The organism is Pseudobutyrivibrio sp. ACV-2 (assembly GCF_900107545.1).
In the GTDB taxonomy this organism is placed as follows: Bacteria; Bacillota; Clostridia; order Lachnospirales; family Lachnospiraceae; genus Pseudobutyrivibrio.
The window spans coordinates 50,311-75,738 of the sequence record NZ_FNQZ01000014.1; the positions used below are offsets into that span (position 1 = coordinate 50,311).

The 25,428-nt window shown below is 34.7% G+C and carries 29 protein-coding genes; 28 read left to right on the plus strand and 1 reads right to left on the minus strand.

Annotated features, from left to right (window positions below; all coding sequences use genetic code 11):
* Window positions 1-10: 10 nt before the first annotated feature.
* From BLV53_RS13170 to BLV53_RS13215, 9 genes are all read left to right on the plus strand, one after another.
* On the plus strand, window positions 11-553 hold the full coding sequence (locus tag BLV53_RS13170) for a flavin reductase family protein (RefSeq protein WP_090301633.1): 543 nt from the start codon (window positions 11-13) through the stop codon (window positions 551-553).
* A 100-nt stretch (window positions 554-653) separates the two neighbouring features.
* Window positions 654-1,322, plus strand: a complete 669-nt coding sequence (locus BLV53_RS13175) for a flavodoxin (RefSeq protein WP_090301635.1) — start codon at window positions 654-656, stop codon at window positions 1,320-1,322.
* A 14-nt stretch (window positions 1,323-1,336) separates the two neighbouring features.
* Window positions 1,337-2,095, plus strand: coding sequence for a carboxymuconolactone decarboxylase family protein (locus tag BLV53_RS13180; protein WP_090301637.1), 759 nt, complete (start codon window positions 1,337-1,339; stop codon window positions 2,093-2,095).
* 181 nt (window positions 2,096-2,276) lie between these two features.
* Complete coding sequence (locus BLV53_RS13190) at window positions 2,277-3,059, plus strand: PhzF family phenazine biosynthesis protein (protein ID WP_090301639.1); 783 nt, start codon at window positions 2,277-2,279, stop codon at window positions 3,057-3,059.
* A 724-nt stretch (window positions 3,060-3,783) separates the two neighbouring features.
* Window positions 3,784-4,683: a GIY-YIG nuclease family protein gene (locus tag BLV53_RS13195; protein WP_090301641.1), complete on the plus strand. Its 900-nt coding sequence runs from the start codon at window positions 3,784-3,786 to the stop codon at window positions 4,681-4,683.
* A gap of 15 nt (window positions 4,684-4,698) precedes the next feature.
* Window positions 4,699-5,385 (plus strand): HNH endonuclease, encoded by a 687-nt coding sequence (locus BLV53_RS13200; RefSeq protein WP_090301643.1) that lies wholly within the window; start codon window positions 4,699-4,701, stop codon window positions 5,383-5,385.
* A 6-nt stretch (window positions 5,386-5,391) separates the two neighbouring features.
* Window positions 5,392-6,252 carry a GIY-YIG nuclease family protein gene (locus BLV53_RS13205; protein WP_090301644.1) on the plus strand — a complete coding sequence of 287 codons (861 nt, stop codon included), beginning with the start codon at window positions 5,392-5,394 and terminating at the stop codon, window positions 6,250-6,252.
* A gap of 21 nt (window positions 6,253-6,273) precedes the next feature.
* Window positions 6,274-6,456 carry a hypothetical protein gene (locus tag BLV53_RS13210; protein WP_090301645.1) on the plus strand — a complete coding sequence of 61 codons (183 nt, stop codon included), beginning with the start codon at window positions 6,274-6,276 and terminating at the stop codon, window positions 6,454-6,456.
* 28 nt (window positions 6,457-6,484) lie between these two features.
* Window positions 6,485-7,468, plus strand: a complete 984-nt coding sequence (locus BLV53_RS13215) for a restriction endonuclease (RefSeq protein ID WP_090301647.1) — start codon at window positions 6,485-6,487, stop codon at window positions 7,466-7,468.
* Window positions 7,469-7,791: 323 nt separating this feature from the next.
* On the opposite strand, the gene BLV53_RS13220 is transcribed toward BLV53_RS13215, so the two are convergent.
* The gene (locus BLV53_RS13220) at window positions 7,792-8,565 is read right to left on the minus strand and encodes a hypothetical protein (RefSeq protein ID WP_090301649.1); all 774 of its coding nucleotides are present in this window, start codon (window positions 8,563-8,565) and stop codon (window positions 7,792-7,794) included.
* Between the two features lie 151 nt (window positions 8,566-8,716).
* On the opposite strand from BLV53_RS13220, the gene BLV53_RS13225 reads away from it, so the two are divergent.
* The 19 genes from BLV53_RS13225 to BLV53_RS13320 form a co-directional block, all read left to right on the plus strand.
* A complete protein-coding gene (locus tag BLV53_RS13225) occupies window positions 8,717-10,447 on the plus strand; it encodes a type I restriction-modification system subunit M (RefSeq protein WP_090301651.1) in 1,731 nt (576 codons plus the stop codon).
* Complete coding sequence (locus BLV53_RS13230; protein WP_090301654.1) at window positions 10,447-11,784, plus strand: restriction endonuclease subunit S; 1,338 nt, start codon at window positions 10,447-10,449, stop codon at window positions 11,782-11,784. Before BLV53_RS13225 ends, BLV53_RS13230 begins: the two co-directional genes overlap by 1 nt.
* 5 nt (window positions 11,785-11,789) lie before the next feature.
* A complete protein-coding gene (locus BLV53_RS13235) occupies window positions 11,790-12,344 on the plus strand; it encodes a hypothetical protein (RefSeq protein WP_090301656.1) in 555 nt (184 codons plus the stop codon).
* A 15-nt stretch (window positions 12,345-12,359) separates the two neighbouring features.
* On the plus strand, window positions 12,360-13,016 hold the full coding sequence (locus BLV53_RS13240; RefSeq protein ID WP_090301659.1) for a hypothetical protein: 657 nt from the start codon (window positions 12,360-12,362) through the stop codon (window positions 13,014-13,016).
* A complete protein-coding gene (locus tag BLV53_RS13245) occupies window positions 13,017-16,097 on the plus strand; it encodes a type I restriction endonuclease subunit R (RefSeq protein WP_090301660.1) in 3,081 nt (1,026 codons plus the stop codon).
* Window positions 16,098-16,155: 58 nt separating this feature from the next.
* Window positions 16,156-16,875 carry a hypothetical protein gene (locus tag BLV53_RS13250; protein WP_090301662.1) on the plus strand — a complete coding sequence of 240 codons (720 nt, stop codon included), beginning with the start codon at window positions 16,156-16,158 and terminating at the stop codon, window positions 16,873-16,875.
* Between the two features lie 68 nt (window positions 16,876-16,943).
* A complete protein-coding gene (locus BLV53_RS13255) occupies window positions 16,944-18,545 on the plus strand; it encodes a hypothetical protein (protein ID WP_090301664.1) in 1,602 nt (533 codons plus the stop codon).
* Window positions 18,546-18,893: 348 nt separating this feature from the next.
* On the plus strand, window positions 18,894-19,514 hold the full coding sequence (locus BLV53_RS13260) for a recombinase family protein (RefSeq protein WP_090301666.1): 621 nt from the start codon (window positions 18,894-18,896) through the stop codon (window positions 19,512-19,514).
* A 35-nt stretch (window positions 19,515-19,549) separates the two neighbouring features.
* Entirely contained in the window at window positions 19,550-19,921 is a 372-nt protein-coding gene (locus BLV53_RS13265; RefSeq protein ID WP_242879110.1) for a CRISPR-associated endonuclease Cas1, read from the plus strand.
* Between the two features lie 47 nt (window positions 19,922-19,968).
* Window positions 19,969-20,274: a CRISPR-associated endonuclease Cas2 gene (gene cas2 / locus BLV53_RS13270; RefSeq protein WP_090301669.1), complete on the plus strand. Its 306-nt coding sequence runs from the start codon at window positions 19,969-19,971 to the stop codon at window positions 20,272-20,274.
* A 23-nt stretch (window positions 20,275-20,297) separates the two neighbouring features.
* On the plus strand, window positions 20,298-20,891 hold the full coding sequence (locus BLV53_RS13275) for a MuF-C-terminal domain-containing protein (protein ID WP_139298969.1): 594 nt from the start codon (window positions 20,298-20,300) through the stop codon (window positions 20,889-20,891).
* Between the two features lie 22 nt (window positions 20,892-20,913).
* Window positions 20,914-21,327, plus strand: a complete 414-nt coding sequence (locus tag BLV53_RS13280) for a hypothetical protein (RefSeq protein WP_090301674.1) — start codon at window positions 20,914-20,916, stop codon at window positions 21,325-21,327.
* A gap of 46 nt (window positions 21,328-21,373) precedes the next feature.
* On the plus strand, window positions 21,374-21,754 hold the full coding sequence (locus tag BLV53_RS13285; protein ID WP_090301676.1) for a hypothetical protein: 381 nt from the start codon (window positions 21,374-21,376) through the stop codon (window positions 21,752-21,754).
* A gap of 196 nt (window positions 21,755-21,950) precedes the next feature.
* Complete coding sequence (locus tag BLV53_RS13290) at window positions 21,951-22,217, plus strand: type II toxin-antitoxin system RelB/DinJ family antitoxin (protein ID WP_090301678.1); 267 nt, start codon at window positions 21,951-21,953, stop codon at window positions 22,215-22,217.
* Window positions 22,210-22,479 (plus strand): Txe/YoeB family addiction module toxin, encoded by a 270-nt coding sequence (locus tag BLV53_RS13295; RefSeq protein ID WP_090301680.1) that lies wholly within the window; start codon window positions 22,210-22,212, stop codon window positions 22,477-22,479. Before BLV53_RS13290 ends, BLV53_RS13295 begins: the two co-directional genes overlap by 8 nt.
* A 321-nt stretch (window positions 22,480-22,800) precedes the next feature.
* Complete coding sequence (locus BLV53_RS13300; protein WP_090301682.1) at window positions 22,801-23,667, plus strand: MATE family efflux transporter; 867 nt, start codon at window positions 22,801-22,803, stop codon at window positions 23,665-23,667.
* A 311-nt stretch (window positions 23,668-23,978) separates the two neighbouring features.
* Window positions 23,979-24,716 carry a NifB/NifX family molybdenum-iron cluster-binding protein gene (locus BLV53_RS13310; protein WP_090301686.1) on the plus strand — a complete coding sequence of 246 codons (738 nt, stop codon included), beginning with the start codon at window positions 23,979-23,981 and terminating at the stop codon, window positions 24,714-24,716.
* 268 nt (window positions 24,717-24,984) lie between these two features.
* Complete coding sequence (locus tag BLV53_RS13315) at window positions 24,985-25,254, plus strand: type II toxin-antitoxin system RelB/DinJ family antitoxin (protein WP_090301688.1); 270 nt, start codon at window positions 24,985-24,987, stop codon at window positions 25,252-25,254.
* A partial coding sequence (locus BLV53_RS13320) for a Txe/YoeB family addiction module toxin (protein WP_090301689.1) occupies window positions 25,254-25,428 on the plus strand: 175 nt, incomplete at its 3' end. The genes BLV53_RS13315 and BLV53_RS13320, both read left to right, overlap by 1 nt.

The following is a 25,428-nucleotide window of genomic DNA, read 5'->3' on the forward strand; positions in this document are numbered from 1 at the left end:
GGAATTTAAAATGAAGAAAAATATTGGAGCAACACTTGCATTATATCCATCACCTGTAATTGTAGTAGGAGCAATGGTTGATGGCAAACCTAATTGGACACTTGTAGCACATGCTGGAACAGTGGCACATAGTCACCTTATGGTTTCCATGGTTCAAGCACACTACACAAATAAGGGTATCCGTGAAAACAAAATGTTTTCAGTAAATGTGGTAGACGAATCTTGGCTTAAGGAAGCTGACAGAATGGGTGTCATCTCAGGAAATAAGGAAGATAAGTCGGATGCATTTAAATATACCGTTGGAGAAAACGGTGCTCCACTTATTGATGATGCAAAGGTATCCATTGAGTGTGAGATGGATTATAACTACGAGCTTGAGAATTTTGATAATTTCATCGGAAAGATTCTTGCTACTTACGCAGATGAAACTGTCTTAAACGAGGCAGGTAAGATTGATTATCACGTATTTAAGCCTGTGCTCTTTGAGTTCCCTACGTATGAATATTTTGTAACAGGTGAAAAAGTTGGTAACTGTGCAAAGATGAATCAGTAATTATAAAGCAGAAGCTGTTATCATCGGATATGGTGGTATTTGCTACATTATGATGAGCATTACAGTCAATTTACGTATAAGAAAATAAGAGAGGTGCCAAATGAAGAAAATAATTTCAATGTTACTTATCTCAGTATTTACTGTATTAGGACTTGTTGGATGTGGTGAGGGATCATCGAATAATGAAACTGTGTCTACTACAGAGATAAGTGACGCAGAGACCTCTACTGTCACCGATGAAGTAGAAACAAGTGATATAAAGGATACAGTAGATGAAAGCGCTGATGAAAAAATGCTTGTAATATATTTTTCTGCTACAGGAACAACTAAGGGTATAGCTGAAAAGATTGCTTCAGTTACAGGAGCAGATTTATATGAGATTGTGCCTAAAGAACCATATACTGATGAGGACTTAAAATATAGTGACGATAGCAGTCGTGCTACAGTAGAGCAAAATGACCCAGATGTAAGACCTGAATATGAAGATATACAGGTGGATATTGAGAATGATTATTCTACCATTTTCATTGGCTATCCAATATGGTGGGGTCAGGAACCACGAATTATGGATACCTTTGTTGAAAGCTATAATTTTGAAGGAAAAACTATCATACCATTCTGTACTTCAGGAAGTAGTGGTATCGAGAGTAGTAGCGCAAACCTGGTAGAAAAAGCCGGAACAGGAAACTGGCTATCTGGAAACAGATTTAGTGGAAGTGCCACAGAAGATGAGATAAAAAATTGGATATCAGGATTAGAACTTGATTAGAAGGAGTGAGAAACATGAGTGAAAAGATTGTACAGACAGCAGGAAGAGAACAGCTTGGAGAATTCGCTCCAGACTTTGCGCATTTTAATGACGATGTTTTATTTGGAGAGAACTGGAATAATCGGGATATTGATGTTAAGACACGCAGTATTATTACAGTTGTGGCATTAATGTCTCAGGGAATCACTGACAGCAGTCTGAAATATCACATTATGAATGCAAAAAATCATGGTGTATCACAAAAGGAGATGGCTGCTATTATCACACATGTGGCTTTCTACGCGGGATGGCCAAAGGCGTGGGCTGTATTTAACCTGGCAAAAGAAGTATATAATGAGCCTGTTGCTGAGATTACCGATAAAGATCGTTATCAGAATACTATATTTTTTCCTATTGGAAATCCAAATGATGCTTATGCTCAGTACTTTGATGGACAGAGCTATCTTGCACCGGTTTCTACAGAACAGATTCCGATTTACAATGTAACTTTTGAGCCTGGATGTAGAAATCATTGGCATATACATCATTCAAAGAGTGGTGGAGGACAGATGCTTATCTGTATCGGAGGCAGAGGATTTTACCAGGAAGAGGGAAAGGAAGCCAGAGAACTTCACCCTGGAGATGTAGTCAATATTCCAGCTAATGTAAAACATTGGCATGGAGCAGCTGCTGACTCATGGTTCTCACATCTTGCTATTGAGATAGAAGGTGAGGAGACAAGTAATGAGTGGTGTGAGTCTGTAGCAGAAGCGGATTATCTTAAAATCCAGTAATTGGCGTGAAGGTGATGCTAAAGAAAAGCCTGCCACAGAAATAAGTCTAGATGCCACAGACGAAGGTAGACCATTGTATGAAAAACTTGGTTTCAAGGCATCTGATGAATGTATGGTAATGAGTAATACTTAATATCGGAGCAGAAGACTAACTTGAATGAATAGAAGGGGGAACCATATTATGAAGCAATATATAGTAGATGCATTTACCAACACACCATTTGCAGGTAATCCAGCTGCAGTATGTGTTATGGATTGCTGGCCATCAGAAGAATCAATGATGAAGCTGGCAATGGAAAATAATCTGTCTGAAACAGCGTTTATTGTAAAAGAGGAACAGGGCTATCACTTACGTTGGTTTACACCAGGTTCAGAGGTAGAACTATGTGGACATGCAACCCTTGCATCTTCATTTGTAATACTAAATTACATAGAAAAGGATTTAGACCTAGTTGAATTCAACACTCTCAGCGGAAAACTTACAGTAAGGAGAAATGGAAATCTCTTGGAAATGAATTTCCCTACATATGAACAGCCTGAAATTCCTGTTACAGATGAAATGGAAGAAGCTTACGGCGTTCGTCCTATAAAGGCTCTTCTTGGTCCAGACCTTCTCTGTATATTTGAATCAGAAGAGCAGATAAGAAATATGAATCCTGATCAGATGAAGCTCTCACAGCTTCCAGGCAGAGGACAGGATGCTACAGCAAGAGGAAAAGATGTAGATTGTGTCTCAAGAACTTTCTTTCCAAAACTTCTTGTTGCAGAAGACCCAGTATGTGGTTCAGCGCACTGTCAGATAGCATCATATTGGTCTGACGTGCTTAACAAGAAAGAAATAAAAGCTTACCAGGCTTCAAAGCGTGGTGGATACGTACATTGTAGATTAGAGGATAATAATCGAATTACTATCAGCGGTGAAGCTACACTAGTTGCTATATCAGAGATTGTGGCTGAATTATAACTTACTGAGGGGCGACTTATGAAAAGAACTAAAGCTATAAAATATTCTTTTTAGATTCATGGTAGCATTATGCCTTACCATTTTTGTCATTTGCCAAGGATGTATCCTTACTCAGTTCTTTTCAAAAGGTGAAAGTGGAGCTGAATATATTATTGTTTTAGGCGCTCAAATTTAAAAAGAAATCAATCGCTGGAAAAATGTAAGAGATACATATCTAAAAAGGAAAAACATGTATCTTAGTAGGCAGGATAACTGGCACCCATCATTTAATTGTTATATTGAAGCTGTGAATGAAGTCTTTTCAAAAACTCCTAATAGCTTGAATGAGAGAAATGTATCTGTGTGGCATACGTTATGGTAGATAGTAATAACTATTCAGGGAGCCTAGTCTAATAGGCTCCCTTGTTAATTTAAGTGATTTACAAAGATAAATTGCCCATTTATCCGGGTGGTGGAAATTTCTTTGAACTTTCTGCGCCAAAGTGTGAACGAGGTATCCGGAAAAATCAAAATTAAAATATGGATAACGTAAGAATTCACAATGCTTTGAGGACTACTTGAAGCATTGTATTTTTTTGTATGGAAACCTGATAAAAAGAAAGTGGTTCCAGTGACAAAACTTTCACGAATTTGACGTATGATTAAATTGGTGGGGTGTAGGGAATCTTGTAAGAATTTGGTAAAATTAAAGTGTCTTATTTATGGATTTAGCAAGGTGATGAGTATGAGTAGATATCTAGATTATTACTTTATGACATATAAGGAAAACTATAAAGATTATAAACTCCCTTTAAAAAGGTACTATTATGATGATTTACTTTCCGAAAATTTCTACGGAACATTTAAAGAGATTTGTGAAAGAGTTAAAGGATCTGAAGATAGGGGATATTTTCGTTTTGCTGGTCTTAGCCAAAATACAATTAAAGGCAGTGAGAAATATGATTTTTTTAATGTTCATGGAAGAGCAAAAGGTGGATGTTATTTTGACCTTGATGAATTAATGAACAGATACTTAAATAAGGTAATGGATGTATATATGTATGGAAATCCGTTGATATATAGAATTGACCCGTATAATTTTTATCATTTTATATTTACTTATGCTTACCAAACAGCATTTATCAATCGACTTCTTTCTAATGATGCCGCAGAATTTGATAACGCAATTGATAAACTACAAATAAAATATAAAAAAATTCAAAAAATAAGTAACTTGGATGAAGTTAAAGGAAAAAAGGGCATTTATATCTTAATATTGAAGAAATACAAGGTTTGTTATGTAGGGCAAACGACTAATGATTTTAGAAGGCGAATCATGGAGCACTGGTCTGCCGATAGGGCTTTTGATATTCAAGGAATTGATACTTTTAAAGTAGGTGACACTAGTGATATTTTGATCTATGAATGTCCTGTTTCAAAGTTGAATGACATGGAACAAAAAATAATAGCTAGTCTTCCAGCACAGTTTACTTTAAATTGGGTAAAGGGTGGAGAGTTTACCATTCAAAAAGAAACATTATTTCCATTTAAAGAAGGTGGTATGGAAGATATTCTAATTAATGATATAAAAACTGCAGCGGGGCTATTATCATATGCAGAAAAGAAATTTGGTGCCAGTATATAGCAAGAAAGGATTGATATGGAAAAACATATTGAAGCTGAAAAAATCTGCAATATAACTGACGAAGTCACAAAAATACGCTATAAGATTGTACATAAAAAGACTCCTAATAGATATGAAATCTATACTCAATATACGGATGATAACGGCGTGTTCCGGCGTAATAGAATTCTATTTAAAGAGGCTAAGGCAGTAGAAGCAGATTTACAAAAAACAATAGCATATGTCAATGATTATCTTGTGGCAAAACATATAAACATATATGAAGATGAAAACTATATGGGTAACCGGGATTTAACGAGAGCTAAACGTACAAAACCTTTATCAGATGATCATACACCAGAAGAAATTTGTAAGCATGCTAGAGAATTAGATTTAGAAGATTTGAAAATAGTAGCAGAACAGTGTGCTAATTGTAAGGAAATAAAAATAGAGGCTAGAACAGAAAGATATCGAAATATATATATTGCCGAATATGCAAAAAGAAAAGCTAATGGAATTTGCCTATTATGTAATAAGCCCGCGCCATTTAAAGGCAAAGATGGGACTCCCTACTTAGAATCGCATCATATATTATGGCTGTCTAAAGGTGGCGAAGATGCAATTGATAATGTTGTAGCATTATGTCCTAATTGCCACAAGAAAATGCATATAATTAATGATGCTGCAGAGGTGGAATTTTTAATTAATAAGGCTAAGGAGTGATTTTTCATGATAAATGCTGAAGAAGCATGGAATAATCTTTTAAAACACGAGGGCGAACTATTTTATAAGGTTAGAGGTGGAAGTTTTACATATAAGGTTTGTCCTGATCAGAAGGGTTTTGTAGTTGATTGTGCTAGTTTCTTTCTAACAAAAGGAAATTTTATAAAAGCATTTGATTTGCTACCGGTGGATGCACCGTCGAAACTGAACAATAATGGAGTTATGGGAAGTTCATACCTTTTTGCGCTACTTTCGGACAAACGTATTGTAGATAGTATAGATATTGTTCGTGAAACCAAAGTAAATATAGAACCAAGAACATCTACGAAACTTGTTAATAATAAAATAAAACAACTAGGGACAAACAATACTATAGAGCGAGCAACTGCAAACGTAGATAAGCCTGCGCTTAATGTCTGTGGCTATGATTTTTCTTTTTTACAAATGATTGAACCTCAGTGCAATGAGTCCGGAAGAGTAATAGAATATTCGCCTCAGTCAGGATATGATAATAAATCTAATCTGCAGCTTCATGCATACGGTTCTGGAAGTTTTTGTAAATTTAAAATTGACGCAGGAGAATGGCCAGGCGTTTATTTATGGATACTAGATGATGAAATAATCTATATTGGTGAAACAGATAATTTGAAGAGAAGATTCAATACTGGATATGGAACAATCTCAGCACGTAATTGTTTTGAAGGTGGCCAAACAACGAATTGCAAAATGAATAAAGTTGTTTTGCAATATGCAAAACAAAATAGCTTTATTAGCTTGTATTTTTATAAGACTAATGAATATAAAAAAGTAGAATTGGAATTATTAAAGTCAATAAACACCAAGTACAATGTTAAAGATAACAAGTAAACACATGGAATGGGGTATTATATGGTCGATTGGAATAATGATGGACATATTGGCGCAGATGATTTACTTTTGACAGACATTATTTTAGAAGAAGAAAAAAATAATGGTAGCGGTAATAAACCCAGGGGTAGTTGCCTGACGACTCTGGTATTTATGATTTCCATTCCTTTACTTTTACTTATAGTATTTACTGGTATAATTTAATGAAAACATGATGATTACGGAGGGGCATATGTCAATCGATGATAAAAAGATATGGGGAATCCACACAAAAAATGATAGTCTATTTATTAATGAAAATCTCATAGGTATTGGATGGGATGATTATGGAAATGCGAGTACCATTCAGCCTTCAAGAGAGGCTTTTAAGGAGAGATATTCACAAGTTTATAAAGATGCTAAGCCAATGTCTATAGCTAATTCTGCAGGAATGATATATAGATTTGTTCATGAAATTGAAATCGGTGATTATGTTATATTCCCAGCAAAGATAGATCGACAAATTTATATTGGTGAGATTGTCAGTGACTATAACTATGAAGCCGATGCTCCAATTTATCGTAATCGAAGAAAAGTAAAATGGTTAAAGGTGGTCCCACGTACATCTTTTTCACAGGCTGCTTTGTATGAAATAGGCTCGTTCTTAACATTGTTTACTGTTAAGAATAATGCGGACGAATTTATGGCAGTTCTTCAGGGAAAGACATATAACGCATATGAGGAAGATGATACCATAGGTGTTACAGCTGAAGACATTATTGAGAATACTAAAGACTTTATTCTTAAGGAACTTAGCAGACAATTAAAAGGTTATGATTTAGAGGATTTTGTTGCAAATCTTTTGCAAGCTATGGGTTATAGAACAAAGGTGTCAGCTAATGGAGGAGATAGTGGAATAGATATTATTGCATACAAAGACGAATTGCCACCAAGAATATTAGTTCAGGTAAAGAGTGTTGATGGAGATATTAAAGAATCTGTATTGCAGTCTCTTAAAGGTGCAATGAGAGAGGGCGATTATGGTCTGTTTGTAACATTATCAAACTATACAAAGAATGCATTAAATTATCTTGATAATACCCCTATTATCCGTGGTATTAATGGAACTGAATTAGTGGAATTGGTATTAAAATATTATGATCAGTTGGATGATAGATATCAGGATATGATTCCATTGAAGAAGGTATATATTCCTGTTTTAAAAACAGAAGAGTAAATATCTATTTTATATTCGTACAGTTAGATTGATTTTAGAGTGCCACCAAAGGTTAACAAAGATTTAAGTTTTAGTGACAAAAACATCACCAATCTGACGTTTGATTACAATTAAGTGTGTGGGTTCGCTTTTTATAGATTAAAAATTATAGGTGTTTTTTTATACCGTAAGCGCCTAATAAAAAGGCATTTCTACTAAAACTTCTTGCACCCAAGCGAGGATTGCGATGATGCAGGAGATATTAAAGAGGACCCCTTTTATTAGGCGCTTACAGTTGATATTTCTGAATGATAATTTTGGGCACATTAGAAATTTGGGATAATCTAAGGTGCTATATTTTTATTTAGAGATATAACCGTAATATTTTTATCTATAGGCTTTTTTATTATGCCAGCATAGTCATAGTCATCTTCCGAAGTCCCCCAGATTAACTGTGTTAGGATACGTATTAGAAGATAGTGTACCAACTTGTGAAATTTTGAATCATCGGTGATATTTGCTACAAAATCAACCCTGATAGGTGTACCATTTGATATAAGTAAATGCCATAAATCAGTGTCACTTTCTAAGCAGGCTCCTAGCTCTCCACCAATATTTGTAGTGAATTTTTTAATATCATCGCTGTTTATTGCAGTTGTGTAATTAATATCGTTGGCTGAATCAGGATATTTATCTGTGTAGAAGTTATGTAAATTATTTGTCGCAGCTTTTATGCTCTGTTCATCAAGTCCAACCATTGTAAGTGTTTTTAACATTTGGGAATAAATATTCTTCCAATTATTAGGCCTAAGACCATTAGCTTCAATGTCATTAGGATCAAGAACTCTGGTGTAATGATGGCAGACGATTTTATGCTTGCAGGTTTCTTTATAGAATTTGTAAAACAAGTCATCTGGGTGCGAACTATGCTTAGAAAAAGATTCAAAACAATCTACAGAGCAAATATAATTTTTCAATATAACTTCTGCCTTATATTCAGCACTATTAATATCAGGATACTGTTTTTTTATATTTTGTACTGGGATAAGAGGTAAAATATTTTGTGCAATGTTTATTAATTCCAGTGGAAAATTATTTTCTGAATCATTAATTATCATATAGTTTGTCTCCCTATAATTTCTGGTTGAGTATATTACTGATTATAACATTGATTTATAGCATATAGTTAATCACCACTTTCTTTTTATAAATCAGCGTATGTGATACAATTTTATATAGTTTTGATACGTTTACGGGAGGATAATTAATATGGCAACAAGAAGTGCAAAGATAGATCAAAAAGCAGACCTTATTTGGGCTATAGCAGATAAATTAACAGGTGTTTATAAACCACACGAATATGGTGAGGTTATTTTACCTATCACCGTAATGAGAAGATTTGACTGCATACTTTCAGATACGAAAGATGCAGTTCTTTCTAAGTATGATGAAGTAAAAGATTTACCAATGAAGGATGTACTTTTACGTAAAGCATCTGGATATGAGTTTTATAACACAAGTAAGTATACATTTGAACGTCTCATGGATGATCCAGATCATATTGAAGAAAACTTTAGAGATTATTTGAATGGTTTCTCTGATAATGTTCAGGATATTCTAGAAAAGTTTAAGTTTGATGGTCATATTACAACTATGGCTAACAAAGGAATTCTTTACATCGTATTAAAAGAGTTCACAACAGAAAAAGGTAACTTACATCCAGATGAGATTTCAAATCTTGAAATGGGTTATATATTCGAAGAGATTATCCGTCGTTTCTCAGAAGCTCATAACGAAGATGCAGGACAGCATTACACACCTAGAGAAGTAATTCAGCTTATGGTCAATATACTTTTCTATGATGATAATGATGTTCTGTCTGGAAACAATGTAGCAAAAACTATCTATGACCCTGCATGTGGAACAGGTGGTATGTTATCAGTAGCTGAAGAGTATCTTCATGCATTAAATGCTTCTACAGAACTAATCCCATTTGGTCAGGAAATTAATGACCAGACTTTTGCAATTTGTAAAGCAGATATGCTTATCAAAGGTAATAACTCAGATTTCATCAAAGATGGTAATACTCTTTCTGATGACCAGTTCAAAGGACAGACATTTGACTATATCCTTTCTAATCCACCTTTTGGACGTGAATGGAAAAATGAAAAGGCAAAGGTCGAAGAAGAAGCAAAACTTGGTTTTGGTGGTCGTTTTGGAGCTGGACTTCCTGCTTCAAGTGACGGGCAGATGCTTTTCTTAATGACAGCTATGTCAAAAATGAAGGATATTAACCAAGGTGGCAGTCGTATAGCTATCATTCATAATGGTTCACCATTATTTACTGGTGATGCAGGCTCTGGTCCATCAGATATTCGTAAATATATCTTAGAAAACGATTTGCTTGAAGCTATTATTGCTCTTCCAAATGACATATTCTACAACACAGGTATTGCAACATATATCTGGGTTCTTTCAAACAAGAAAGCTGGAACTATCCGTGAAGGAAAGGTGCAGCTTATTAATGCTAACGAATTATATGTTAAGAGAAGGAAAGCCCTTGGCAATAAGCGTAACGATATCTCTGAGGAGGATATTGCTAAAATTACTCAGATTTATGGTGATTTCAAAGAGTCAGAGAATAGTAGGATTTATGATAATGCAGATTTTGGTTATACAAAGATAACAGTGGAAAGACCATTGTGTGATGAGAAAGGTAAGCCTGTATTAAAGAAGGGAAAGCCACAGCCCGATACATCATTACGTGATACAGAAAATGTACCTTTGAAGGAAGATATTAAGGCTTACTTTGAGCGTGAAGTACTTCCATTTGCACCAGATGCATGGATCGATGAAAAGAAATCTAAAGTAGGATATGAGATTCCATTTACAAGATATTTCTACAAATATGAAGCACCAAGACCATCTGATGAGATTATGGCAGAAATAAGAGAGCTTGAAAAAGAGCTGGCTGGAAGTCTTGAGGAGGTATTTGCTTAATGAGAGAAATGAGGGATAGTGGAGTAGAATGGATAGGTAAGATTCCAGAAAATTGGATTAAAACATCTTTATTAAATATGCTCAAAACAAAAATATGCGATGGTCCACATGAGACTCCCGAACTCACAGAAGATGGAATACCCTTTATATCTGTAGACAGTTTGAATGATTCAAAAACAGTGAATTTGGATAGCGCAAAGAAGTGTATATCCAATGAGTTATATGAAGAGTATTATAAAAAAGCTCCACTTGAGGAAGGAGATATTCTTTTTTCTAAAGCAGCAACGATAGGAAAAACGGCTATTGTTGATAATCGAAAATTTATGGTTTGGTCTCCTTTGGCTATTATAAAGGTAGACGCAAATAAGTGTGATAATACTTATCTTTACTATGTTTTAAACTGCGAAGATTTGATAAAATATGTCAGTTTACTTGGTGGATATAATACGCAAATTAATGTAGGAATGAGGACATTGGAGAAAGCACAAATTCCTGTACCGCCTATTGATGAGCAAAAAAGAATTGTAGAGTATCTAGATTCAAAATGTTCGAAGATTGATGTAATTTTATCAAAGCAAGAAGCTATTATTGAAAAGCTCAAAGAATATAAGCTATCTGTTATAACCGAAGCTGTTACAAAGGGCTTAAATCCTGATGTTGAGATGAAAGATTGTGGAGACCTTAGGATAGGTTATATTCCGATAACATGGGACAAGGTTAAAATTACAAGATTATTAGATTACACAAATTCATATCCTATTGGTGACGGCGATCATGGATTAATTAAAACTGAGGATTATAAAGATGAAGGTGTTCCATATATAAGAGTACAAAATTTAGGTTGGGGAACAGAATTAAATCTTGATAATGTAATTTATATTTCAGAAGAAGATAATGAACGAATAAAGAATAGTGAATTACATCCTAATGATGTTCTGTTCTGTAAAACAGGTGCAACTATCGGTAAAACAGGAATTGTACCAAAGGATTTACCACGAGCAAATACAACTTCGCACGTGGGCAAGATTACAATAGATGATAAATATAATGCACGTTTTGTATTCTATTATTTAAGTTCAGAAGTTGGATATGAGCAATTTTGGGATATTGCTTGTATGAAGAGCACAAGGCCTGAATTATCAATAGAGGAGACTAAGGCGATTAATATATGTATTCCAAGAGATAGAAAAGATCAAGATGAAATCGTGGAATATTTGGATTTAATTATACCAGAAATCGACTTGCGAATAAGAAAAGCCGAAGCAATAACAGAAAAAATATCAGAGTACAAAAAATCTTTAATATATGAAGTGGTAACTGGTAAAAGGGAGGTATAGTGTAATTGGCTACATTTTCTGAAGTAATAAAAGTTTTATTAGAGAAAAGAGTGGTGCCAACGGTATTGGGATTAGTTTGTGGTACGCTAATTTACGCCTTTAGCAGTGATAATAATTGGTTGCTTAAACGACTGGGTAGTCTGGGATATGGACTATTGTGGGCAGGTATTATTTTTTTAGGCGCAACATTTATTCAATGGCTGATAAAATATATAAAGGTTTGGGTAGCCACATATAAGGAGTTTGTTGAAGATAAGAGATATGAAGAAAGGGAGATGAAAGAAAGGATTGAAGATTTATGGTCGTTCACAGATCAGTTGTCTCCTGAAAAAATAGATTTTATCAGAGAGCTGATAAGAAATGAGAATCACACGATAGAAAAGTCAGTTGATTTCATTCCAGGGTATACGATGGATTATTTTCATTGTTCACCAATATTAATAATGAGGCAGGTAGAACGAGGAGAACAAATTGCGATGCAGTATCAATTGGAAGAATCGTTCTACAAACTGATTTTATATTCGCTTAAAACATATAAAAAGATTAATCATTTTGAGTAGGAGACTAATAACATAATGAACCTAAAAAAGTATATAATGATTGATTTATTAAAATATGCGATTATTCCATTTGTTATTTATTTAGTCATTGATTATATAAACATACCATCTCTTATAGGCATAAGAATGGTTAATGTTAGTTATGACTTGTTAAATACCTTATTGAACATGCTACTAGTTGTTATTCTTTACATTATATCCTATAGAGTTATTGATAAACGACAAATAGATAAGGATGATAATGCCAAACAAACAACCAATATTTTGTTGCAATCTTCGTATAAAAAGTGTGTTCGAAATTTAAATATCATTGATGATCAACAACTATTAGAACAATATGTTATTCCAAAAATTGACTTCGATAAGGCACATAAGGATTGCCCTATAGTAGTTAGTTTTCAGGATAGTCCTTTTTCAGAGTATGAGTATATTCTTAGTTTGGCTGAAAATGGGGCAGTTGAAAAAAAAGATTTATTGACATATTTGGAAATTGAAGATTTATATAAGGGATATATTTCCAACAGAATTACATTTTTTGATATTGATAAAAATGCTCGAACGAATGACCAAATGGAATTAAGAGCAATAATTGCAAGAAATAGAGAAGATTTACGTAATAAACTAGATGAGGAAATACAAAGGCTAGATAGAATTATTGGAGGGGATAAGTAAATGTCAGACTTTGATGTAAAAGAAAGACGTTTTGAAGAAGATATAGAAAGTTATCTTATCAATAGCGGGGGATATAGAAAAGGCAATCCATCTTCATTCAACCGTTATTCAGGGCTGGATGAGGCTGTTTTGGTTGAGTTCATAAAGAACAGTCAGCCTAAACAATGGCAACGTTTTGAAGCAATATATGGAGACTCTTCTGAGCAGCAGATAATTGATAGATTCAGCCGTGAAGTTAAGCAGACAAGTCTTTTGAATGTACTACGTCATGGTTTTACTGATCGTGGAATAAAGTTTAGAGCTGTTTTTTGGAAACCAGAAACATCTCTAAACGAAACTAGTCGCATTCAGTATGAAGCAAATATTTTTCACTGTACTAGACAGCTTCATTACTCAGTCAAGAATGAAAACAGTATTGATATTGTGTTGTTTGTAAATGGTATTCCTATTGTTTCAATGGAATTAAAATGCCAGTTTACAGGACAAAATACAAGTAACGCAATCAATCAATATAAGTTTGATAGGGCAAGTAAAGATGCAATATTTGCATTTAAAGAACGAGTATTGGTTCATTTTGCTGTAGATCTTACTAACGTATACATGACAACTAGATTACAAGGTCCTGCTACATATTTCTTGCCATTTAACCAAGGTAGCAATGGCGCAGGTAATGTAGGTGGAGCAGGTAATCCTAACAATGAAAATGGATATGATACGGCCTATCTATGGGAAAATGTTCTCTGTAAAGATAGGCTTCTTGAGATACTTCAAAAATATATTCATTTAGAGCAGAAGTTTGACGAAAAGGGAAATCTTGAATCTGAAAGAATGATATTCCCACGTTATCATCAGCTTGATGTTGTAACGAAGCTTTTAGATGATGTTAAAAAGAATGGAGCAGGTCACAATTATTTAATTCAACATAGTGCAGGTTCTGGAAAATCAAATTCTATTGCATGGCTCGCACACCGTTTGTCAGGGTTACATAATGACCTTGATGAAAAGATATTCCAATCAGTCATTATAGTTACAGATAGACGTGTTTTGGACAGTCAGTTACAGGATACAGTGTACCAGTTTGACCATGTCGAAGGTGTTGTTCAGAAAATAGATAAGAACTCTGAACAACTCAAGAATGCAATCGACGACGGAGCAGGAATAATCATTACCACTTTGCAGAAATTCCCCGTTATCTATAAAGAGGTTAATGCGGGCAATAAGAACTTTGCCATAATAGTTGATGAGGCTCATTCTTCGCAGACTGGAGATGCAGCCAAAAAACTTAAGAGAGCATTGGCTGATACTGAGGATATTCTGAAAGAATATGCTGAAATGGAAGAGGAAGAAGAGAAGAATCGTAAGGATGATGAAGATCATCTTTTGGATGAGCTTGCAGCACAGGGTATACAGAAAAACCTTTCCTTCTTTGCGTTTACAGCCACACCTAAAGGCAAGACTCTTCAGATGTTTGGTACTAAGGATGCGGAAGGCGTATTCCATCCATTCCATATATACTCTATGCGCCAGGCTATAGAAGAGCATTTCATCTTAGATGTTCTTAAGAATTACATGACATACAAGATGTACTATAGGATTATCAAGACAATTGATGATGATCCTGAGCTTGATACAACAGCAGGAGCAAAAGCAATTCTTAATTACGAGACATTGCATCCACATAATATTTCTCAGAAGACTGCGATTATGCTTGAGCATTTTATGAGCATTACCAGACATAAGATGGGTGGCAGAGCTAAAGCCATGGTTGTTACACCTTCACGTCTTCATGCAGTTCGTTATGTACAAGAGTTTAGAAGGCAAATTGCTGAAAAAGGATACAATGACCTTGAAGTCTTAGTAGCATTCTCTGGTGAGATTACAGACGACGGTGCAACATTTACAGAAGAGTCTATGAATAAGACTAAAGATGGAGAGACAATCAAAGAGAAGGCATTGCCTAAGACTTTCCATCAGGATGAGTATGGAATACTGGTTGTTGCTGAAAAGTACCAGACTGGATTTGATGAGCCTCTTTTACATACCATGTTTGTTGATAAAAAGCTTTCAGGAGTAAAAGCTGTTCAGACTTTATCACGTCTTAATAGAACAGCTCCTGGTAAGGAAGATACATTTGTACTCGACTTTGTTAATTCGGCAGATGATATAAAAAAATCCTTTGAGCCATTTTATGAAGAGACGGTATTATTGGAAGAAACAGATCCTAATGTTATCTATGATATGAAGAATACACTAGATGATTTCAGAGTATATCAGACAAGTGAAATCGATGTATTTGGAGACATCTTTTATTCAAATGACAAACAGGCTGCTGGGGATATAGGAAAACTTCAAGGCTGTTTAAGGCCTGCAGTAGATAGATATTTATCAATAAATTCAGATAAACAAGATGTATTTAAATCAACGCTTGCAAGTTTTCTCAGAGTATATTCATATATTACTCAGATTTGCAGATTGTTTGATAAGGACATTCATAAATTTAGTGTTTATGGAAAGTTTTTGTATGCCATGCTTCCAAAGGGACATGGAATGGAGAAAATAGATATAGATGACAAGGTACTTCTTGAGTATTACAAGCTTGTTAAAGAATATGATGGTGCTATCGAATTAGAGAGCACTCCGGGAGGTTATGTCCCTATTACTGGAGAAGCTGGACATAGAGAAGTAAAGAAAGATCCATTAACTGTAATCATAAAAAAAATAAATGACAAATACGGAACAGCTTTTACTGAGATGGATAAGGTTCTTATTCAGATGGAAAATGATTATGCTTCACAAGAGAAATGGCAAAATTGTGCGGTTAATAATGACCGTGCAACATTTAAAATTCTGTTTGAAAAGGATTTTCCTAATGTAGCAGCAGATCGATATGAGCAAAATGATTTGTTCTTTAAAAAGTTATTTACAGATCCAGATATGATGAAAGAAGTAATGGATACTATTGGCTCAGTTTTATACGAAAGACTTAGAAGAAAGAAAATATATGATCCTAAGTCTGGAGTGTTGGAAGAGGCTACTCCGGATACCTATGTTGAGGATGTATATGCTAAGCCATTAGCTTAATAAAGTGTTCGTTCTAGGATGGACCAAGATTTAATACTAACAATAAAGGACGAGAAATATGACAGAAAAATATATTGAAAAAACAAAATCGCAAAGTATTAAGAACTGGTGGGTGAGCATAATTACAATTTTAGCTTTTGCAGCTATATGTTTATGTGAAAAATGCACTATTTCTTTGCATCTTGGAATAAGATCAATAGTTGAAAATATCGCGATATCTATATTAGCTGCCGGTATATACTATTTATTTTCTGAGGTTATATATGCTAAAAGAATGAAAAGAAAAATGGCAGGGATTGTTAATGAATATTATCGAAACTTTGCAGAAGATTTAAAAGACCTTTTCTGGGCTATAACTGGGGAAAAAGAATGGTATAAAGACAGCAAATCGACCACAAGTATGAATAAAAGCGGGTGGTATGATGAAAAATTACTTGCTTTTGTTGAAAGTGAAGGTGAGCAGTACTGTTGTACTAATCGAATAGGGTTGCTTTCTTTAGCAATTACTAACATTGAATTATCTATTACTAATATTGAAGGCATATTAGAGTGGTGTGATGCTAAGGAAGTGAAATATGTTTTTGATTTCTACAATTCGTTCTTGTATAAAAGACTTAGATTAATGAAAAACCTTCCAGAAGATGAACCAGTGGATTTTGAAAATTCACTTTCAGGAAATAAATTACAAGAAGTCGAATTGTTGATGAAAATTAAGGAGAATCAGAGTTTAACACAGGATTTATCTAAATTTGTTAGTAAGTATTATCATGTGAAGTAGATCGCCGGCTATAGATAGAGAAATTGTTTGTATAAGAATCAGAACTACTATTGAGAAAAGGAGAAATTGTGGCATTTATTACTGAAAATAGACCGGAGGACTGGCCAGCAAACTCCAGAGAGTATAAACTGGATTGTATTTGGGATATGTTGGATAAATTTGAAGATAATCCATCATATAAAACAAGAGAAGTCCTTTTATCACTTGTAAGCGACAATGATTTAAATCAATATTCATCAACAGGGAGATTTCGTTTTTCTGAATATGAAGTTGAACTAATTAATCTTATTTATTTAAGGGCGGCAGGCTTACAAATTAATGCAATAAAAGTTTATCTTTACGACTTGATTTCAGAGGCTACAAGATTGCAAAAAATATACGCATGGACGAATCCTATTGTGGGAGAAAGAAAAGAACCAGGGTATAGCATAGAGGTTTATGAGAATGGTTTGCCACTTCCGTTAAAACTTTATCATTTTGCATATCAGAAATATACGGTTGAAAAAACAAAATCATTTGCGGAACAATTATTGGATGTAGTTGAAGAAATAAACAGTGTCTGTTCTGCTGAAGATGAAATTGCTTCTATCGCATATGCATATTCTGCGATGCTCAATGATATTAGTTATATGCGGGGCAGTAAGAAAGAAAAGATTTGGCAATTTAATAGAGAAGACTTGTTGAAAATTCTAAAGTTAGAGGCTGACATTTTGAGCAAGAATAATCAGAATCCAACAATCCGACCAACACGCGGTATTTTAATGACGCAAATAAGCAATTTTATTCTTAAGTCACGAAATAACTATAATCAAGATTATATCTGTAAATATATATCTAAAGAAGTTGCTAAGAGCACTGTGGGCAACCTAGAAATATGGATGGGAAAAACAGAAAATCTTAATGATAAGCGCGAACAAAAAGTTGTGCCAGAGTTGTTCGAAGATGAGAGTTGGATAGATTATGAATGGGCAAAAAATATAGATTTTACACCTTGTAGAACATATTATGTTTCATCTTTTAGCAAGTCTATTAATGCTAATAACATGAAAGATGGCTATGGAGAGTGCATATATGGATATAAAAACGATCGAATAGTAGATTTGATAGGTCCATTAATGATGCAAACATTTGTAAAAAGGGATGGTTGTGATGATGATTTGCCAGACAAAAAAGACTTACCTGCCATATCCCAAGTTATTGCTTTTGACGTTCTATATGATATCGATGAAGCAAAAGAAGAGCTTAAATATCTATTTGAAGTTATAGATGCTTTTGATATCAACGACGATGAAAAACACCTTTTTCTACAGGAAATATTGCAATATTGGATATTATCTGTCAAAGATAGTTCGTGGAGTGATGAAAGAGAGCGTAGGTATGTTTTATTTCTGTATGAAGGCTACAATTATTTGGAAACTGTAGTTGAGGATGGATTTTTAAAAGAAAAAACATCGTTATTTATGCTTCCAGATTTTATCTTGGGTGAAAATCCGGTGCGAAATATTGTAAAAAAGCAAATGGAAGCTAAACAAAAAGCAACAATGTCAAAAGAATATTTGCATTGTAGAGATTGTCTTGTTCAGGATTACGATTTTATATCAAGTATGAATCAAAAAGAATGTAAATGTCCTGTATGTGGTTCCCTGAATGTAGATATTATTTATAGATAAGGTTGTTAAAATTGAAGGTCGCACGAAGTCTACATGGCTATAGGCGGTGATATTATTGATGAACAGAGACTCGAAAAGAAGAGGTGTAGCTTCATAATTATTGTAAACGATAAACCGATAAACCATAGGTACCGTTTACTAAAGGATAACGGTGTTCAATAAACCAGTTGGTTTCGTGAACAGAAAATCATGTAAATATGCTATAATTGCACTATGTTAATCAAAATGATGCGTTTTCCAGTAATATCAACGGATTTTTTCATCTGATTGATATTCTGGGGAGCGCAAAATTATTAGAAAAAGTGTTCACTAAATATAAATACCATTTATTGAACAGGAGTGTGCTCAATGATAAAAGAAGATGTTAAAAATCGTGTTTACGGATATGCTAGGTGCTCAACGAATGAATCACGTCAAGATATTGACCGACAGAAACCTGAGCTGAAATCTTTAGGTGTAACTGATGAAAAATACATCTACTGGGAATATGTATCAGGAACAAAAACAGATAGAGTTGAGTTTCAGAAATTGCTCGATGCTGTAGTGCCAGGTGATACGATTGTAACTACAGAGGTTTCGCGTCTAACTCGTTCCACTAAACATCTATGTGATATCTTGCAGATAGTTCAGGACAAGAAGCTAAAACTTGTAATAGGTAGCTTTGTTGTTGACTGTACCGCTGATGAAATAGATCCAATGACAAAAGGAATGCTCATGATGTGGGGCGTTTTTTCAGAAATGGAACGAGACATTATTTCGCAGCGAGTGAAATCAGGAATGGAAAATGCTAGAGCTAATGGGCATAAAATAGGTAGGCCTAAATTGGATGACTCAAATCTGCCTGAGAAGTTTTTAAAGTATTATCCTATGTATAAAGCTGGTAGCATAAATGTAACAGATTTTGCAAATCTACTAAGCTGCTCTAGGACTACAATATATAAATATATTGCCTTAAAAGAAAACAAATAATATCCTCGAATTCTTTTAGCTATTATCATGAAGGTCTGAATAGAAGAGGAGATAATCCAGTAAATAGCAGACTTAATTATGGATATACTGTAGTTCGTTCAGCTATTGCTAGGGCAATTGTATCGGTGGGTTGTCACCCTGCATTTGGTGTACATCACAATAACCACCTAAACGCATTTAATCTTGCTGATGATTTAATCGAGCCATTTAGAGCCATTGTGGATTTAGTGGCTCATGATAACATTGGTCCAAATGAAAAGCTAAGCAAAACAGAGCGACATAATCTAGCACATGTTCTTCATAATGCTTGTATGATAGATGAATCTAAAGTGAATATATTATCAGCTATTGAATTAATGAGTGAAAGCTATAAAAGAATCCTCATGCATGAATCAGATGAGCAATGAGCTCTTCCTGTAATATTGCCTATAGAAAGTATGGAAGGGATTAGCATATGAAAATAATAGTGATTTTATTCCCTACCAACAAATGGGGCACAAAAACTGAATATACAAATCTAAGAAAGTTTCTTTTAAGAGACGGATATCTTAGGATTGCTCCAGAAGTATTTATGAGAATCACCCCTACCAAGCGAGCAAGCGAAAAACATTACCGTAGACTAGAAGAAGTTGCTCCAAAAACGGGGATAGTTCGAGTACTAAGAATAACAGAAAAACAATATGAAAGTATTTATCTGCTGTCTGGAGAAATAGATTATCAAGAAAAAACAGTCGGCAAGAACTGCCATATCCTGTTATAATTGGGATATGAAGAAATTATTTTGTGTCAGAGCAAATTCAACATTTAGTATCGAAAGACACCTCTGGTACAAGATGTAATACAAATACAGGGGTCACAAAAGTGACTATTGTTCAACTTACAACAGATTATAAAGATCATCATGTACTTCTAGAGGATATAATTGCTATTCCTTCTGAAATTGCTGACCCTTTGATGGTATTTAAAGGAAGTGTCCCTAATAGTTTTGTCCTTTTGACAGGCATAGAAGATAAAGCAGATAGGGCTGTAATTATTGCTATTCATTTTGATAGACCACAAGACCGATTTAGAGTCAATCGTATTGCGAGTATATATGGAAAAGATGATATTGAGCAATATATAAAGAATCATATTAATGATTATATAGATGGAGACAAAAAAAGAAGCGACATCTGGATTACGAGAGGTAGGCTCCAATTGCCAGCCCTGGTTCAATCCAATAATGTTACTTCTAGTGCTAGTTTAGCACCTGAGCAAAATAATGCAACCCCAAAACAACAAAAGAGTGCAATATCTCAAAATAAAGGTGGTGGAAAGTCACTTGATGTAGATTCTGCAAATACAGGGGTCACAAATGTGACTATCGTTCAACAATAATCCTACTGAAACAACTGAAGTAATGAAAGGAATTGAAAATTATGAAAGTGGAAAAGACAAAAACCTCAGTGGACTTACTGTCAGAGAAGCTCTTACAATTATATTCGGTTACAGCAGTCCTTATTTATCAAAAAAAGATATGGTCAGAGTCTATGGTAACAAGACTGGTTCAGGGTACACAAAATTTCAATCTGGATCAAAGGGCGAAGTTTTACGACAGGATTATACCAGTTCTAGAAACGCTACCAACAGAAGAACAGGCTTTGAAAAGTTCACAAGATATAATAGCAGATATCAAGAAGGAACAAAATTAGCAGATGCTTTAAATGCTACAAATGATAATAATATAGCAGATGATGTTCGCCACAGCTTTGCAGGTATAGGAGCAGAAACAGCAGACAAAGAACAGCTTAAGAGAGCCCAGGAGCTTTTCTAAAGAAGGCAAATACAGGGGGCACAAATGTGACTATCGTTCAACAGCATTGGAAGGAATAAAAGATTATGAGCAAGGGAATGCAGGAAAAGGACTTACTGAGGAACAATTTATCGAAAGCCGCATCCGCCTTAGGAGTAAGAATGTTCGTCCAACAGGATCTATCAGAATCTACGGCATCAGAAATGGTGGAAGGTTTAGAGAACTTGTCATTAGAAAATCAGGCCAAATATTATGGAGAGATGGTTCCAATACTAGAATCATCAAAAACAGAAAAACAGGTTTTGACAGCTTCACAAGATATAATAACACGCCTGGCGAAGGAACAAAGTTAGCAGATTTAGCATGTCACAGCTTCGAAGGTATCAAATCGACAACAGCAGATTTAGCAAATACAGGGGGCACAAATATGACTATCGTTCAACACTAATTGAGCCAGAACTTGTTAAGGCATTTATTATTGTTTATTGTTTATATTGTAAGTATATTCGCTAATGCATAAATGTTTCAGATAAATTAATATTTATCGGAAAGATTGCTATCGTCTTACAATCGTCTTCTCTTCATTGTATTTGTATCACTAACGTTGTATAATAAGCATATAAAGATATAGGAGGTACGAGGCTATGGCACTTTCAACTATTACTGCTAGAGTTAGTGATGTAGATAAGAATAATTTCGATGCATTTTGTTCATCTGTAGGATTAACTTCATCCGCAGCTATAAATATGTTTGTAAAAGCCGTTCTCAGGGAACGCAGAATTCCTTTTGAAATAAAGCAGGATGATCCATTCTACAGCCCTGAGAATCAAGCTTATGTATTAAAGTCTGTCAATGAATTGCGTGCTGGAAAAGGCACTGCTCACGAACTAATCGAGGTTGACGATGAGTGAGAAAATCTGGTCTGATGACGCTTGGGATGATTACTTGTACTGGCAGACACAGGATAAAAAGACCTTGAAACGCATCAATCAACTTGTAAAAGATATTGAAAGAAACGGCGCAATGCATGGCATTGGCGAGCCAGAAGCCTTGAAAGGCGATTTGCAGGGAGAATTTAGCCGTAGAATCAATGAAAAAGACCGCCTTGTCTACCACATTGAAGATGGACGTATATACATCTCCCACTGCCGTGGGCATTATGGTGACAAATAAATTTCTAGCGTAGGGGGTGGGTAGTGCTTTTCCTACGCTATTTTTATTTCTGTAGAAAACTTAGATTTAATACATAGATAGGAAAGATATTTAAATAGCACCTCGCGGCTAAAGGTACCTAAAAGGAGACGGCGCGAGACCATATACTACATATTGTATCTATCGAATAAATGCAACGATTACCTATACCTCAGATTTATGGTTCAGATTATATAGTTAAAAAATCCCTCTAGAATTAGAGGGATAAACGCTTTATTTACTTATTAAATTCCGCAAAGCTCACATTGCATAGAAATATGAATAATCTAGAGAAAGTTCTCCATGATGATAGAAATGATTGCTGTAATCGGTGCAGCTATCTCGGTATTGGCATATATATTTATGCCTAATATTGTAAATTTGCTAGGTGCATCCGAAGTTTTGAGGGCAGATGCCATTTTATATGGAAGAACTGTAATACTGTTTATGGCACCTTTTGAATTACAATATTCATTCCAAAGTTTTACAACCGCAGCGGAAAAGCCAAAGCTTGGTCTTAAGGTAACAATTGCTGCAGGAATTACAAATATGGTATTAGATGCTCTCTTAATAGGTGTTTTTAGATGGGGTGTAGCTGGCGCTGCTATTGCGACAGGTTTAAGTGCATCAATTGGAGGACTTATACCACTTGCGTATTTCATAAAGCCTAATGACAGTTTGCTTAGATTTTCACTTACACCTATTAAATTTGCTGCAATATTACAAGCAGCATTTAACGGCATGTCGGAGCTATTTACCAGTGTAGCATCATCAATTGTAAGTATTGTCTATAATCTTCAACTCATGAAATATGCAGGAGAAGATGGAGTTGCTACATACGGAGTAATAATGTATGTGCAGTTTATATTTATTGGTCTCTTATTTGGTTATTCTATGGGTACATCACCAATTGTCAGCTATCATTATGGTGCTCAAAATACTTCAGAATTAAAAAACCTTCTTAAGCGAAGTTTAAATATAGAATACATATGTGGAATCATAATGTTTTTCTTGGCACAACTATTGGCTAGACCAATTTCTACAGTGTTTGTCGGATATGACAGAGATCTTTTAGAATTAACTGTACATGCGTTTAGACTATTCCTATTTGCTTTTATTCTGGCAGGGGGAAATATTTTTGCATCAGCATATTTTTACCGCACTGAATAATGGGCCAATTTCAGCCATTATCTCCGTACTAAGAAGTATGGTGTTTGAGTTACTAGCAGTTTTAATCCTACCACTAATTTGGGGAATAAATGGCATATGGTGTGCAGTTGCCGTTGCTGAAATTGCAGCATTTTTTGTTTCGTGGATTTTATTATTATCACAGAATAAGAATTATCAATATTTATAATGTTTAGACATGCAGTTTGCAGGATTTCTTGCGATAACATTAAAGCACATAATAAATTTGACATATGTCAGTAATAATGATAAATTATAGCTGACATATGTCAAAAAAGTGGGAGGGTTCTATTGTGCCTAGATTACCAAAATGTAGAAAAATACGTGTATTTCCAGATTACTATAGCTTTGTTCCAGAGAATTCGGAGAATCCTCAGTTGGAGACAATCACCCTTACTCTAGATGAGTATGAGACTTTGAAACTTTTAGATGCTGAAGGTATGAATCAAGAGGATTGTGCAAATAGCATGGGTGTTGCAAGAACAACTGTTACAGCTATGTATGAGAGTGCCAGAAGAAAAATAGCAATTGCACTTGTAGAGGGAAAGCGAATTCGTATATCCGGTGGTAATGTAGAGATGGATAGAAACCAAGCTTTTTTTGATAATAACTTGAAATCAAAAGGAGTAAATACAATGAGAGTAGCAGTAACTTATGATAATGGAAATGTGTTTGGACACTTTGGAAGAACAGAGCAGTTCAAAGTATACGATATCGAAGATGGCAAGGTTGTTAACTCTGAGGTTGTAAGTACTAATGGTGAGGGCTGTGGCGCTCTTGCAGGTGTTCTTAATCTTGCTGAAGTAGATGTTCTTATCTGTGGTGGTATCGGCGGTGGCGCTGTAATGGCTCTTCAGGAGGCAGGCATTCAGTTATACGCAGGTGCAAGCGGGAACACTGATGAAGTCGTAAATGCATTCTTAGCCGGTACACTTGTAGCTTCAGGTGAAGCAAACTGTTCACATCATGATGAAGAACATGGTGACGGACATAGCTGCCATGGACACGGTCATGGAAGTTGCCACAATTAAATACATATAAAGTAGTAAAGGAGTTGGAGACATTATATATTCCAGCTCCTTTTATTTATGAGAGTGTCGGCAAAGTAAATGGGGACTTAAAGGGGGGAGGCCTCGGACTTAAATATTTATCTATGCGTATAATTTAAGTTTTGCACATAAATATTTAATTGCGACAAAAGCAAGATGCATCATTACATTGTAATGATATATCTTGCTTTTTTATGCTTTCATGATATAATCAAATTAAGAAAATAGAAAAACTATGGAGGTTTTTAAAATGGCAAACGCAGTAAATGTTAATTTTAGAATGGACTCTGACTTAAAAAAAAATATGGAAGCACTTTGTGATGAACTTGGCATGTCTATGACAACCGCCTTTACAATTTTTGCCAAAAAAATGACTAGGGAACACAGAATTCCATTTGAAGTCTCTGCAGATCCATTTTATTCTGAATCAAATATAAGATATCTTGAAGGCATCGCAAATGATATCAAAACAGGAAAAGCTCACTTTGAAGAACATGAACTACTGGAGGATGAAGATTAATGGGAATCCTATGGGAAGACAGAGGTTGGGATGATTATCTTTATTGGCAAACCCAAGATAAAAAGACTTTAAAAAGAATTAATTCACTAATAAAAGATGCCCAACGTGATCCATATAATGGTATTGGAAAACCTGAACCGTTAAAGGAAAACCTCAGTGGGTTTTGGAGCCGTA

Bases quoted from the DNA above. Each gene is read 5' to 3' on its own strand.
- BLV53_RS13170 (WP_090301633.1), top strand. From the start codon at position 11: ATGAAGAAAAATATTGGAGCAACACTTGCATTATATCCATCACCTGTA.
- BLV53_RS13175 (WP_090301635.1), top strand. From the start codon at position 654: ATGAAGAAAATAATTTCAATGTTACTTATCTCAGTATTTACTGTATTA.
- BLV53_RS13180 (WP_090301637.1), top strand. From the start codon at position 1,337: ATGAGTGAAAAGATTGTACAGACAGCAGGAAGAGAACAGCTTGGAGAA.
- BLV53_RS13190 (WP_090301639.1), top strand. From the start codon at position 2,277: ATGAAGCAATATATAGTAGATGCATTTACCAACACACCATTTGCAGGT.
- BLV53_RS13195 (WP_090301641.1), top strand. From the start codon at position 3,784: ATGAGTAGATATCTAGATTATTACTTTATGACATATAAGGAAAACTAT.
- BLV53_RS13200 (WP_090301643.1), top strand. From the start codon at position 4,699: ATGGAAAAACATATTGAAGCTGAAAAAATCTGCAATATAACTGACGAA.
- BLV53_RS13205 (WP_090301644.1), top strand. From the start codon at position 5,392: ATGATAAATGCTGAAGAAGCATGGAATAATCTTTTAAAACACGAGGGC.
- BLV53_RS13210 (WP_090301645.1), top strand. From the start codon at position 6,274: ATGGTCGATTGGAATAATGATGGACATATTGGCGCAGATGATTTACTT.
- BLV53_RS13215 (WP_090301647.1), top strand. From the start codon at position 6,485: ATGTCAATCGATGATAAAAAGATATGGGGAATCCACACAAAAAATGAT.
- BLV53_RS13220 (WP_090301649.1), bottom strand. From the start codon at position 8,565: ATGATAATTAATGATTCAGAAAATAATTTTCCACTGGAATTAATAAAC.
- BLV53_RS13225 (WP_090301651.1), top strand. From the start codon at position 8,717: ATGGCAACAAGAAGTGCAAAGATAGATCAAAAAGCAGACCTTATTTGG.
- BLV53_RS13230 (WP_090301654.1), top strand. From the start codon at position 10,447: ATGAGAGAAATGAGGGATAGTGGAGTAGAATGGATAGGTAAGATTCCA.
- BLV53_RS13240 (WP_090301659.1), top strand. From the start codon at position 12,360: ATGAACCTAAAAAAGTATATAATGATTGATTTATTAAAATATGCGATT.
- BLV53_RS13245 (WP_090301660.1), top strand. From the start codon at position 13,017: ATGTCAGACTTTGATGTAAAAGAAAGACGTTTTGAAGAAGATATAGAA.
- BLV53_RS13250 (WP_090301662.1), top strand. From the start codon at position 16,156: ATGACAGAAAAATATATTGAAAAAACAAAATCGCAAAGTATTAAGAAC.
- BLV53_RS13260 (WP_090301666.1), top strand. From the start codon at position 18,894: ATGATAAAAGAAGATGTTAAAAATCGTGTTTACGGATATGCTAGGTGC.
- cas2 (WP_090301669.1), top strand. From the start codon at position 19,969: ATGAAAATAATAGTGATTTTATTCCCTACCAACAAATGGGGCACAAAA.
- BLV53_RS13280 (WP_090301674.1), top strand. From the start codon at position 20,914: ATGAAAGGAATTGAAAATTATGAAAGTGGAAAAGACAAAAACCTCAGT.
- BLV53_RS13290 (WP_090301678.1), top strand. From the start codon at position 21,951: ATGGCACTTTCAACTATTACTGCTAGAGTTAGTGATGTAGATAAGAAT.
- BLV53_RS13295 (WP_090301680.1), top strand. From the start codon at position 22,210: ATGAGTGAGAAAATCTGGTCTGATGACGCTTGGGATGATTACTTGTAC.
- BLV53_RS13300 (WP_090301682.1), top strand. From the start codon at position 22,801: ATGATGATAGAAATGATTGCTGTAATCGGTGCAGCTATCTCGGTATTG.
- BLV53_RS13315 (WP_090301688.1), top strand. From the start codon at position 24,985: ATGGCAAACGCAGTAAATGTTAATTTTAGAATGGACTCTGACTTAAAA.